2 protein-coding genes and 1 pseudogene are annotated in these 13,928 nt (G+C 74.1%); all 3 read left to right on the top strand.

Annotated elements, in window-relative coordinates:
- Nucleotides 1–13 precede the first annotated feature (13 nt).
- Complete coding sequence (locus ACZ7JA_RS12250) at nucleotides 14–1,147, top strand: adenine nucleotide alpha hydrolase family protein (RefSeq protein ID WP_351668550.1); 1,134 nt, start codon at nucleotides 14–16, stop codon at nucleotides 1,145–1,147.
- A gap of 24 nt (nucleotides 1,148–1,171) precedes the next feature.
- A complete protein-coding gene (locus ACZ7JA_RS12245) occupies nucleotides 1,172–3,817 on the top strand; it encodes a type I polyketide synthase (RefSeq protein ID WP_470808028.1) in 2,646 nt (881 codons plus the stop codon).
- A gap of 63 nt (nucleotides 3,818–3,880) precedes the next feature.
- A pseudogene (locus tag ACZ7JA_RS12240) lies at nucleotides 3,881–13,927 on the top strand (amino acid adenylation domain-containing protein); the annotation flags it as partial.
- Nucleotide 13,928: the final 1 nt, after the last annotated feature.

The following is a 13,928-nucleotide window of genomic DNA, read 5'->3' as shown; positions in this document are numbered from 1 at the left end:
TCCAGGGGGTTCCGTGTCCAGTTGTCAGGTCTGCTCGCTCAAGGCCGGCCATCCGGGAGTGGTGCTCGACGACCAGGGGGTGTGCAACCTGTGCAACCTGGACTTCGCCGAGGAGCTGCTCGTCAACTACCGCTACACCAGCGGGGTGTTCACCGAGTTCCAGCAGGCGCCGCCCGCCGCCGGCGAGTACGACTGCCTGTTCATGTACAGCGGCGGCAAGGACAGCACGTACATGCTGGACAAGTTCGTCAACGAGTACGGCAAGCGGGTGCTGGCCTTCACCTTCGACGTGCCCTTCGAGAGCGTGCACGCCGCCCAGAACATCGCGCTGGCGCGGGAGAAGATCCCGGCGACGTTCGTCCTCGACGCCGACGACGACAACATCAAGTTGATGATGCGCGAGGTGTTCAACCGCCCCGCGCCGAAGAAGCCCGGCAAGTACCTCGACGAGAAACTGCCCTGCGTCTCCTGCCGCACCTTCTTCGTGCTGCGCGCGATCCTCATGGCCTACCGGCAGAAGATCCCCTACATCGCGCTGTGCGCCGACCCGCAGCAGATCCTCACCATGGAGTCCAACGTCCGGGAGATCGTGCGCGACTTCTACAAGACGTTCGGCGAGCGGCTCACCGACACGCTCTTCGGCGGGCAGCTGGAGGAGCTCCTCTTCGACGACGACGAGAACCTGCCGAAGATCGTCTTTCCGTTCATCGCCACGCGGCACGAGTACGACCCCGACCGCATCGTCGAGGAACTGCGCGCCAAGGGCCTGTACCAGTCCTCGCCGCTGGAGACCCACTGCACGCTCTTCCCGCTGCTGAACTACTACTCGTTCACGAACTACGACTGCATGTTCTACAAGCTCAACGCGGCCAGCCATGTGCGGTCCGTCAAGCGCAACGCCTCCTACGACCGCAACACCTTCAGCATCAAGTTCCCGCGCTCGCTCGACCTCGCCGACGTGGAGGACCGGCTCGGCAAGGTCGTCAAGGAGATCGCGGCGGGGAAGGGCGACCCCGACGAGCACGAGCGCACCCTCGTGGACCTCTTCCAGCGCATGGACGCCACCGAGGACGCCGCCCGCTTCGTCGCCCGCGGCTTCCTCGAGATGCGATCCGTCGCCGCCGACCTCGGCATACGGCTGAGCTGACACCCGAGCAGGAGAACCAGCACCATGACGCTTTCCGACTCCGACGTCGCCATCATCGGCATGGCCTGCCGCTTCCCGGGCGCCGACTCCGTCGACCGCTTCTGGGACGTCCTCGGCGAGGGCCGCGAGACGCTGACCCGGTACACCGACGAGGAACTCCTCGCCGCCGGCGTGCCCGCCGCCCGGCTGGCCGACCCGCGCTATGTGAAGGCCGCCCAGACCATCCCCGGCACAGACCTGTTCGACTCCGAGCTGTTCCGGTTCACCCAGGACGAGGCCGAGATCCTCGACCCGCAGCACCGGATCCTCTTGGAGCTGGCCCTGGAGGCCCTGGAGCGGGCCGGTTACGACCCCGAGCGCACCGACGCCCAGATCGGCGTCTACGCCGGCGCCGGCATGAACACCTACCTGCTGCACAACCTGGGCGAGCGCTACCGGACCGCGTCCTCCGTGGACCACTACCGGCTGATGCTCGCCAACGACAAGGACTTCCTCGCCACCCGGGTCTCCTACAAGCTCAACCTGACCGGCCCCAGCGTCAGCGTCAACACCGCCTGCTCCACCTCGCTGGTCGCCGTGCACACCGCCTGCCTCGCCCTGCTCGGCGGCGAGTGCGACATGGCTCTGGTCGGCGCTGTCCACCTCAACCCGCCGGGCCAGGGCTACCAGTACCAGGAAGGCATGATCTTCTCGCCCGACGGCCACTGCCGCGCCTTCGACGCCGACGCCCGCGGCACCGTGATCGGCAGCGGTGCCGGAGCGGTCGTCCTCAAGCGGCTGAAGGAGGCCCTCGCCGACGGCGACTGGATCCACGCCGTCATCAAGGGCTCCGCCGTCAACAACGACGGCTCGGCGAAGACCGGTTACACCGCGCCCAGCATCTCCGGGCAGGCCGCGGTCATCGCCGACGCCCAGGACGTCGCCGACGTCGCCCCGGAGACCATCGGCTACGTGGAGGCGCACGGCACCGGCACGCCGCTCGGCGACCCGATCGAGGTCGCCGCCCTCACCCAGGCCTTCCGCGAGGGCACCGACCGTACGGGGTACTGCGCGCTCGGCTCGGTGAAGACCAACATCGGCCACCTGGACACGGCCGCCGGCCTGGCCGGCCTGATCAAGACCGCGCTGATGCTGGAGCACCGCACGCTGGTGCCCAGCCTGCACTTCACCGAGCCCAACCCGGACATCGACTTCGCCACCGGCCCGTTCTTCGTCAACACCGAGAAGACCGAGTGGAAGAACGAGGCAGGCCCGCTGCGCGCCGGCGTCAGCTCCTTCGGCATCGGCGGTACGAACGCCCATGTGATCCTCCAGGAGAGCCCGGCCCGCGGCGAGTCCCCGCACGAGAGCCGACCGGAGCTGCTGGTTCTCTCCGCCCGTTCCGAGGACGCCCTCCAGAAGGCCGCCGCCGCCCTGGCGCGCCATCTGCGGGCCCACCCCGGCCTCGACCCGGCAGCCGTCGCCCAGACCCTCGGCCTCGGCCGCCGCGCCCACACCCACCGGCTGGCCCTGGTCGCCGACAGCACCCGCTCCGCGGCCATGGCGCTCGCCCTGGGCGACGAGGAGCGCACCCGCCGCGGCGTGACCGGACGCGACCCGAGCGCCCCCGTCCTCGTCCTGACCGGCACCGGCGCCGACCCCGCCGACACGGCCGAGCTGTACGCGTCGGTGCCCGCCTACCGGGACGCCGCCGACGCCTGCGCCGCCGCCCTCGGGCGCCCCGGCGAGGCCGAGGCCCTCCTCGCCGAGTACGGCGCGGTCGCCGCCTGCTGCCACGAGTACTCCCTCGCCGGCGCCCTCACCGCCTGGGGAGTCGCACCGGCCGGCCTCGCCGCCACCGGCGCCGGCCTCGCCGCGGCCGCCGCCCTCGCCGAGGCCCTCCCGCTCGCCGACGCCCTCGCCCTGGCCCGCGGCGCCGCTCCCCACCGCGTCGCCCCGCCCATGCTGCCCGTGGTGTCGCCGCGCACCGGCCGCTGGATGACCGAGGAAGAGGGCCGCGACCCGGCCGTCTGGACCGGCCCCGCCGACGCGACGGCTTCCGTGGACGCGCTGCTCGACGGCACCGGCCGGCACCCGGTCCGCCTCACCCCGCCGGACGGCGGACCCGGCGGACTCGCCCACCTGCTCACCCTCGCCGCCGAGCAGTGGGTGCTCGGCGCCGACCTCGACTTCGCGGCCGTGCACAGCGGCAGGGACATCCGCCGGGTGCCCCTGCCCACCCACCGCTTCGAGCGGCGGCGGCACTGGGTGGAGCCCGGCGACCACGGCGCCCGGACCGGGACGGCACCGGCCGGGGAGCGGCTGATCGCCCGCTTCGACCCGGCCGACCCGCAGCACAACGTCGAACTGATTCAGGAGCACCTCACCGAGGCCATCGGCAAGGTCCTCGGCGGCAGGCACCTCGCCGCCCCCGACACCAACCTCTTCGACCTCGGCCTGGACTCCCTGGTGCTCATCGAGGTCGTCGCCGAGCTCGGCCAGGAACTGGACTTCGAGGTCCCGGCCGCCTCCTTCGTCGAGTTCCCCACCATCCGGTCCTTCGGGGACAACCTCGCCGAGCTGATGGGCCTCACCCCCGGCACGGCCCCGGGCAGCGACGGCACCGCCCCGGCGCCGCGCACCTCCCGACGGGCCCAGCGCGCGGCCGCCCGCCGCACCGGCCAGGCCTGACCCCCTCCCGGCGGCGACACCACGGCCCACGCCGGCCGACCGAAGACCTGAGAGAGAGCAACTGTGGACGACAAGCGAAAGCTGCTGCTGAGCCTGCTGGCCGGGGCCTCCGCCCCGGCCCCGGCGAGCGACGGCGTGGCGATCGTGGGCGTCGCCGGCCGCTACCCGCTGGCCGAGACACCCGCCGAGCTGTGGGACAACCTGGCCGCCGGCCGGCACTGCATCCGTGAGGCGCCCGCCGACCGCTGGGACGCCGGCGCCCACCACGACCCGGCCGGGGTGCGTGGCAGCTACAGCAAGTGGGCCGGATTCATCGACGACGTCGACAAGTTCGACCCGCTCTTCTTCCAGATATCGCCGGCCGACGCCGAGGCGATGGACCCGCAGGAGCGGCTGTTCCTCCAGACCGCCGCGGCCGTCCTGGACGACGCCGGCCACCCGGCCGCAGAGCTGGCCGCCCGGGGCCCGGTCGGCGTCTTCGCGGGCGTCATGAACAACAACTACGAGTGGATGGGCGGCGAGGCCTCCGCCCTCGGCGTCCGCACCGACGCGCACTCCAACCACTGGTCGATCGCCAACCGGGTCTCGTACACCTTCGACTTCACCGGCCCGAGCCTCGCCGTCGACACCGCCTGCTCGGCCTCCCTCACCGCGATCCACCTGGCCTGCGAGAGCATCAGATCGGGGGAGTGCCACTCCGCGATCGCCGGCGGCGTCAACCTGATCCTGCACCCCATGCACCTGCGCATGCTGGCCGACCGCGGGATGATCTCGCGCGGCGACAGGCTCAGGAGCTTCGGCGCCGACGCCGACGGGTTCGTCGACGGCGAGGGCGTGGGCGCCGTACTGCTGCGGCCCCTGAAGGACGCGATCGCCGACGGTGACCGCGTCCTCGGCGTGATCCGCGGCTCCGCCATCAACGCCGGCGGCAAGACCGGCGGTTACACCGTGCCCAGCGCGACCGCGCAGGCCGAGGTGATCCGCACCGCCCTGCACCGCGCCCGGACCGACCCGGCAACCGTCGGCTACGTGGAGGCCCACGGCACCGGCACCCCGCTCGGCGACCCCATCGAGATCGCCGGGCTCGTGGAGGCCTTCGGCGGCCGCATCGACGCGACGCAGCGGCCCGAGCGGCCGACGGTCGCCGTCGGCTCGGTGAAGTCCAACATCGGCCACCTGGAGTCGGCGGCCGGTGTCGCGGGCCTGACCAAGGTGCTGCTCCAGCTGCGCCACCGCACGCTGGTGCCCTCGCTGAACTCCGCCCGGCGCAACCCCGGCATCGACTTCACCACCACACCCTTCGAGGTGCAGCAGACCCTCCAGCCCTGGAGGCCCCCGGAGCACGACGGCGACCAGCCGCTGCGCGCGGTCGTCAGCTCCTTCGGCGGGGGCGGCGCCAACGCCTGCCTGATCGTGGAGGAGTACCGCACCCCACCGGCCGAGCCCGTCGCCCCGGACACCGACCAGCTCCTCGTCCTGTCCGCCAGGAGCGAGGACCGGCTGCGCGCGTACGCCGCCGAGCTCGCGGCGTTCCTGCACGGCAGCGCGGACACGGAACCGGCGGACGCCGGCCGGGACACCCTGGGCGACGCCCAGCGGCTGTGCCTGCGCCTGGCCGCCGACACCGCCGGCGTGGCCCCCGAGTACCTCGACCTCGGCACCGACCTCGCCGACTGCGGCTTCGGCGTCCCCGAGCGCGCCCGCCTCGAGGCGTCACTGACGGCCGAGCTGGACGGTCCCCTTCCCGCGGCGGTGATCACGGCACGGACACTGGGCGCGATGGCGCGTGCGATCGCCGCGACCGCGGGCGCCGACGGCCCGCGCGCTCCGGGAACCCCGGACGCGTCGTCGGACGCGCCCGGCATCCGGGCCGGCTCCGGTGCCCGGGCCACCGCCCGTGGAGCCGAAGGCCCCCTGCGTCTCGCCGACGTCGCCCACACCCTCCAGTCCGGCCGCACCCCCTACGAGTTCCGGCTGGCCCTGGTCGCCGGCTCGGTGGCCGAGGCGGCCGCGCTGCTCGAGGCGTACGCCGACGGCACCGCCGACACCCGGATCACGACCGGCCGGGTCACCCGGGCACGGGTCGTCCTCACCGGCACCGAGGCCGAAGCCCTGGAGGCGGCCCTGGCCCGGCGGGACCTGACCGCGGTGGCCGAGCACTGGGTGGCCGGCGCCGACGTCGACTGGTCGCGTGTCACCCCCGCCGCCGCCCGCCGGACCGAGCTGCCGACGTACCCCTTCGCCCGCAAGCGCTACTGGATCCCCGAGCCCCCGGCCCGCACCGCCCCCGCACGGCCGACCGGACCCGGCGACGTCTCCGCGGAACAACTCCCGCACTTCTACCGGCCCTTGTGGGTACGCGAGGAAACTCCCGCTCCCGGACCCGCCCCTCGACCCGGCCGCGTCGTCGCCCTGGTGACCGAGGCGTCCGCCCGGCTCGCCGAGGCGATCGCGGCCCGCATCCCCGAGAGCCGCCTGGAACCGGTCCGCATCGACGAACTTCCCCCGCCCGCATGGCTGGAGAGGACCGACGGCGCCGACCTGGTGCTCCACCTGGGCGGCGTCGGCACCGGCATCACCCAGGGACTGGGCGCCGACCGGGCCGCCGAGCAATTGCGCACCGGCTCCCTCTCCCTGTTCCGCCTGGTCCGCTCGACCACCGCCGCGCGCGTCGTCGTGGTCACCAGCGACGTCCACCCGGTCGCGGGAAGCACCGCCGCCAACCCCTTCGCCGCCGGCATGCACGGCCTGCTCCAGGTGGTGGCCAAGGAACGCCCCGAACTCCAGGTCACCGCCCTGGACTTCGCCACGGCCGACCTCACGGGCGAGGACGCGACCGCCGCCCTGGCCGACGCGATCCTGGCCGCGCCCGCCGACGTCACCGGCCGCACCGTCGCCCTGCGCGGCGGGGTCCGCTACGTCCGCCGCCTCGGCCGCGTCACCCTGCCCGAGCCCGGCCCCGTCTTCCGCGACGGCGGCGTCTACCTGCTCGTCGGCGGCACCGGAGGCATCGCCCAGGAACTCAGCCGCCACCTCGCCGAGCGCCACCGCGCCCGGCTGGTGTGGTTCAGCCGCGGCGACCTGGGCACCGAACACGACGCCACCGCCGAGGAGATCCGCGCCCTCGGCGGCGACGTCGCCCACGTCCGCGGCGACGCCTGTGCCACCGCCGACCTCGCCGCCGCCGTCGCCGAGGCGCATCGCCGCTTCGGCGCCCTGCACGGGGTCGTGCACGCCGCCATGGTGTTCGACGACCATGCGCTCGCCGACCTCGACGAGGAGACCTTCACCGCCGCGACCCGCGTCAAGACCGAGGGCGCCGCCGCGCTCGCCGCCGCCGTCGCCGGCCAGGACCTCGACTTCCTGGTCTACTTCTCCTCCGCCGGGTCCTTCGGCAGCTTCGCCGGCAACGGCGCCTACATCTGCGCCTCCGCCACCGAGGACGCCTACGCCCTGTTCCTGCGCGACCGGGTGCCGTATCCGGTGACCGTCGTGAACCAGGGCTACTGGGGCCTGGTCGGCTCCGGCGCCCGGCCCGGACTGGCCGACATCTTCGCCGGGCTCGGCATCCAGGGCTTCAGCCCTGCCGCGGGCATCGCCGCCGTCCACCGCATCCTCGGCAGCGGGCTGCCGCAGGTCATGCCGATCCGCGCCGGGCGCCGGGCGCTGGAGGCCATGGGCCACGACCCCGCCCTGGACGGTGAGGTCCTCGGCGGCGGCCACCCGGCCGCGCTGGCCGCCGCGGCCGGACACCTCGGCACCGGTACCGCCGCCGCCCCGGCCGCCCGCCGCGTCCTCACCGGGTACGAGGAGCTCGAAGCCGTCTCCGCCCCCATGCTGCTCGGCGTCTACCAGCGCATGGGAGCCCTCCAGCGCTCCGGCGAACGGCACGGCGCCGAGGAGCTGCGCGGCCGCCTCGGAATCGTCGACCGCTTCCGTCGGCTGCACGAGGCACTGCTCAACATCCTCGCCGGCGCCGGGTTCCTGACCCGCGACGGTGACGTGGTCACCACCACCCCGGCGGTCGACGGCGTCGACGCGGACCGGCACGCCGACCGCTGGGAGGCGGAGTTCGACCGGATCGCGGCGGCCTACCCGGACATCGAGCCGACCGTCACCCTCAACCGCCTGTTCCTCCAGGCGTATCCGCGGATCCTGCGCGGCGAGGTGGGTGCCACCGAGATCATGTTCCCCGGCTCCTCGATGAAGCTGGTGCAGAACTTCTACAAGGGCAATCCGCTCACCGACTCGTTCAACCTCCTGGTCCGCGACACGGTCCGGCACTTCCTGGACCTGCGCCTGCCGCACCTGCCGCAGGACCGCACGATCGAGGTCGTCGAACTGGGCGCCGGCACCGGCGCCACCAGCGAACGGGTGCTGCCCGCGCTGGCCGCCCACCCGGGACGCGTCGGATACACCTTCACCGACATCTCGCCGCGCTTCCTGGAACACGGCCGTGAACGCTTCGCCGAACGCCACGACTTCGCCCGCTTCCAGGTGCTCAACCTGGAACGCGGCCTGGCCGAGCAGGGGTTCGAGCAGGCGTGCGCCGACCTCGTCGTCGCCACCAACGTCGTGCACGCCACCAGCGACCTGCGGGCGACCCTGCGCAAGGCGAAGGCGCTGCTGCGGCCCGGCGGCTGGCTCGTCCTCAACGAACTGACCTCCGTACGGCCGCTGCTGACCATCGGCGGCGGTGTCCTGGAGGGCTGGTGGGCCTTCGAGGACGGCCACCTGCGCATGCCCGACTCCCCGCTCGCCTCCCCGGAGGGCTGGACCCGGCTCCTGCACGAGGAGGGTTACGCCCCGGTCCACGCGCTGGGCGCCGGCGACCCGGCGCTGGGCCAGACCGTCCTGGTGGCGGAGAGCGACGGGGCCTTGCTGAGCGCGCCCGTGCCCACGGCGGGCCCGGCCACCGCCCCCGTCTCACCGGTCGCGACCACCTCCACCGACGCCCTCACCGAGCGCCTGCGCGGCCTCGTCGAGCGGGTGCTCAAGCTGGACGAGCGCATCGACCCCACCCGCCCGCTGGCCGACTACGGCTTCGACTCGCTCAGCGGCATGAAGATCGTCGCAGCCGTGGACGAGGAGTTCGGTGTCGCCGTACCGCTCGGCGACTTCTTCGAGCAGCCGACCCTGCGCGAGCTGGCCGACCACCTGGCCGCCAACTGGCTCACCGGTGTGCCGGCCGGACCGGCCCTGCCCGAAGCCGTCGCCGCACCCGCGCCCGCCGCACCCGCGCCCACCGTGCCCGCGTCGGCGTCCACCGCACCCGCCCCAGCCGCCCCCGCCGCCGTCTCCCCGGCCACCGAGGCCGCGGCCCGCGTCCTGCGCCCGCGCGGCGCCGGCGAGGAGAGCCGCCACCCCCTGTCCGAGGGGCAGCGCGCCCTTTGGGTGATCGAACAGATCGCGCCCGGCACCTACGCCTACAACCTGCCCCTCGCCCTCTGGCTCGACCGCGACCTCGACGTGCTCGCCCTGCGGACCGTCCTCCAGGACCTGGTCGACCGGCACGCCGAACTGCGGGCCACCGTCCACACCGGCGACGAGGAGCCGTACGCCGGGATCGCGACCGAGCCCGAACTGCCCTTCCAGCAGGTCTTCCTGACCGCCAGGAGCGACGCCGAGCTGCGTGACCGGATGCGCGCCGACCTGCGCCGCCCCTTCGAGCTGGCCACCGGCCCCCTCGTCCGCGCCACCCTCTACACCCTGGGCGACGGCCGCAACGCGCTGCTGCTGACCTTCCACCACCTGGTCTTCGACGGTGTCTCCATCGCCCTGCTCCTGCGCGAGCTGGAACGCGGATACCAGGCACTCCTCGCGGGCCGCCCCCTCCCCGCCGAGCGCCCCGCCCGCAGCTACGCCGACTTCACCGCCTGGCAGCGCGAGCTGCTCGCCGGTGCCGAGGGCCGACGGTTGCGCGCCTACTGGACCGAACGACTGCGCGGACGCCGGACCACCGTGCCACTGCCGCTGGACCGGCCCCGCCCGCCCGTGCCCAATTTCCGCGGGGCGAGCCTGGACGGGCACATTCCCGCCGCGGTCGCCGACCGGGCCCGGGCGCTCGCGGGCACCGAGCAGACGTCCCTGTTCGGGGTCGTCCTCGCCGCCTGGTTCGCGCTGCTGCACCGCTACGGCGACCAGGCCGACATCGCCGTGGGCACACCGACGGCCGGACGCCCGGCGAGCGGCTTCGACGACACGCTCGGCTACTTCATGAACATGGTGGTGCTGGCCGAACGCGTCGACGGCGCCGAAGAGTTCCGCGCCCTGGTCCGCCGCGTCCACCGCACCGTCCTGGACGCCCTGGAACACAGCGCCTACCCGCTCATCACCCTGGCCGACGACCTGCGCCGCGCGGACCCCGAGGCCGGCGCCCCGTTCAACGTCGCCTTCTACTTCCAGAACTGGACCCGCACCGCCCGCCGCGAAGCGACCGGCGACGCCGCGGTGCTCGGCCCGGTCGAAGGAGTGCACCAGGAGGGCGAGTTCGACCTGACCCTGGAGGTCGTCGAGCAGGAGCAGGGCTGCCGCTACACGCTCAAGTACGACCCCGACCTCTTCGACGAGGAGACCGTGGCCCGCCTCGGCGCCCACTTCTCCACCCTCCTCGCCGCCGCCGTCGAGGGACCCGGCACCCCGGTGGGCGACCTGGAGCTGCTCACCGACGACGAGCGCGCCCGGCTCACCCCGCCCGCCGCCGCCGACTACCCCGCCGACGCCCTGGTCTGGGAACTGGTACGGCGGCACGCCGACGCCCGGCCCGACGCGGTCGCGGTCCGCCACGCCGGCACCGAGCTGACGTACCGCGCACTCGTCGAGCGCGTGGACGCCCTCGCCGCCCGGCTCACCGCCGCCGGAGCGGGCCGTGGCCGCACCGTCGGGGTGCTGCTCCCGCGCGACCAGGACCTGCCGGTGGCGCTCCTCGCCGTCCAGGCCTCCGGCGCCGCCTACGTACCGCTCGACCCCACCTATCCGCAGGACCGGCTCGCCTACATGGCCGAGGACGCCGGGCTGCACCTGCTGCTCACCCACTCGACCTGCGACGCCGGCTTCGCGACGGTGCCCCGGCTGACCGTCGACACCTCCGAGCAGCCCCCGGCCCTACCCTCGCCCGGCCCGGCCGGCCCCTCCGACGCCGCCTACGTCATCTACACCTCCGGCTCCACCGGCCGCCCCAAGGGCGTCCGCGTGCCGCACCGGGCGCTGACCAACTTCCTGTGGTCGATGGCCCGGGAACCCGGCTTCGGACCCGGCGACACGCTGCTGGCCCTCACCACCGTCTGCTTCGACATCTCCGGTCTGGAGCTGTACCTCCCGCTGGTCACCGGCGGCACGGTGGAGGTGCTCGCCGCCGAGGACGCCCGCGACGGGCTGCGGCTGCGCGAGGCCCTCGAACGGGCCCGCCCCACGGTCGTGCAGGCCACCCCGGCCACCTGGAGCATGCTGCTGGCCGCCGGCTGGCAGGGCGATCCCGCGCTGAAGGTGCTGTGCGGCGGCGAGGCGCTCCCCGCCGACCTGGCAGAGGCGCTGCTCGCGGGCAACGGGCAGGTGTGGAACCTCTACGGCCCCACCGAGACCACCATCTGGTCGGCAGTGAGCCGCCTCGCCCCGGGCGGCCGAGTCACCCTGGGCGCCCCGATCGCCAACACCGCGCTCCACGTCCTCGACAGCGCCCGCAGGCCCGTTCCCACCGCCGTCGCGGGGGAGTTGTACATCGGCGGGGACGGCGTGGCCGACGGCTACCTCGGCCGCCCCGAACTGACCGCCGAGCGCTTCCTGCCCGACCCGTTCGCGGCGCGCGCCGACGCCCGCATGTACCGCACGGGCGACCTCGTACGACGGCTGGCCGACGGCACGATCGAGTACCTCGGACGGCTCGACTCCCAGGTCAAGGTGCGCGGCCACCGGGTCGAGCCGGAGGAGATCGAGGCGACCCTGCGCCGGCTCGACGGCGTCCGCGAGGCCGTCGTCGTGGCCCGCGGCCGGACAGCGGGCTCACACACCCTGCTCGCCTGCTACGTACTGGAGGACGGCGCGCGCGAGCCGGACCGCGAGGAACTGGCGGCCTGGCTGCCGGACCACATGGTGCCCGACGCCCTGGTCCGGGTGACCGGCTTCCCGCGCACCCTGAACGGGAAGACCGACCGCACCACGCTGGCCGCCCTGCCCCTGGCCGACCTGCGCGCCCGCTTCGGCGCCGGGTCCCCGCCCGCCGCCCGTCCCGGCGCCCCGGCGCCCGCCACCGGCGGCCGCACGCAGGCCCTCGTCGCCGAACTGGCCCGCCTGGTCGCCGACCTGGTGGACCTGCGCCCCGAGGACATCGGCGCGCACACACCGCTCGGCGAGACCGGCATGAACTCCGTGAGCTTCACCGCACTCAGCGCCGCGCTGCGCAGGGCGTACGGCATCACCGAGTACCCGACCCTCTTCTACCGCCACGGCACCCTGCACGCGCTTGCCGAGCACCTGTGGGAGCACCACCCGACCGCGCTGACGGCCCACTTCGGGACGGCCCCGCAGGAACCCGCCGCCGAACAGGCCGGTCCGGCCGTGGCCCGGGACTCGGCGGTCCCCGCCGGGGCCGTGACCTCAGCGGCCCCCGCCGGAAACGAGGTCCTGCCGGCCCCCGCCGGCCGCGAGGTCGCCGTCATCGGCATGGCCGGGCGGCTGCCCGGCTCGATGGACCTCACCGAGTTCTGGGACCACCTCGCCGCCGGCGACGACCTGGTCGGCGAGATCCCCGCCGACCGCTGGGACTGGCGCGACCACCCGCGCTCCCGCTCCCGCTGGGGCGGGTTCGCGCCGGACGTGGACCGGTTCGACGCCGCGTTCTTCGGCATCTCTCCCCGAGAGGCCGAACTGATGGACCCGCAGCAGCGGTTGCTGCTCGAAACCGTCTGGCAGGCCGTCGAGGACGCGGGTTACCGCCCCTCCGAGCTGGCCGGCAAGCGGATCGGCGTGTTCATCGCCGTCACCAACTCCGACTACCACGAGGTGCAGCGGGCCGCCGGACGCGACACCGAGGGCCACACCCTCACCGGCGCCGCCCTGTCGATCGTCCCGAACCGGGTGTCGTACCTGCTCGACCTGCGCGGCCCCAGCATCGCCGTCGACACCGCCTGCTCCGGCTCCCTCACCGCCGTCCACCAGGCGTGCGCCGCCCTGCGCGACGGCACCTGCGACATGGCCATCGCGGGTGGCGTCAGCCTCATCCTGGCCCCGGGCGTCTACGAGGCGCTCAGCCAGGGAGAGATGCTCAGCCCCGACGGCCGCTGCAAGGCGTTCGACAGCCGCGCCGACGGCTATGTGCGCGGCGAGGGCGTCGGCGTCGTCCTGCTCAAGCCGCAGCAGCGGGCCGAGCGCGACGGCGACGCCGTACACGCCGTGATCAAGGCCGCCGCGCTCAACCACGGCGGCCGGACCACCTCGCTCACCGCCCCCAACCCCGACGCCCAGGCGGACCTGCTGGTCGAGGCCTATCGGGCCGCCGGCGTCCAGCCGGACACCGTCGGCTACATCGAGGCGCACGGCACCGGCACCGCCCTGGGCGACCCGATCGAGACCACCGGCCTGAGCACCGCCTTCCGGCGACTGCGTGACGGCCGGGACGCGCCCCGCGGTTCCGCCGCGTGCGCCATCGGCTCGGTCAAGACGAACATCGGCCACCTCGAGGCCGCCGCCGGCATCGCCGGACTGTTCAAGGTGGTCCTGTCGATGCGGCACGGAACGATCCCGGCCAGCCTGCACTTCCGCGAGCAGAACCCCTACCTGGAACTCGCCGGCGGCCCCTTCGAGGTCGCCGCCACCGCCCGGCCCTGGCCGCGTCGCCGGGACGCGCGCGGAGCCGATCTGCCCCGCCGCGGCGCCGTCAGCTCCTTCGGCTTCGGCGGGGCGGGCGCGCACATCGTGTTGGAGGAACCCCGCATGCCGGACACCCGCGACGAGCCCGCCGCCCAGCAGGTCTTCGTGCTCTCGGCCCGCGACGGCGACGCGCTGCGGCGCTCGGCCGCCCGGCTCGCCGACCACCTCGGGCGCCACGACGTCCTGGCCGGGGACCTCGCCCACACCCTCCAGGTGGGCCGGGAACCGATGCCGCACCGACTCGCCG

The organism is Streptomyces sp. NPDC038135, assembly GCF_055601245.1.
This window is presented reverse-complemented; position numbering and strand designations above follow the sequence as displayed.

Bases quoted from the DNA above. Each gene is read 5' to 3' on its own strand.
- ACZ7JA_RS12245 (WP_470808028.1), top strand. From the start codon at position 1,172: ATGACGCTTTCCGACTCCGACGTCGCCATCATCGGCATGGCCTGCCGC.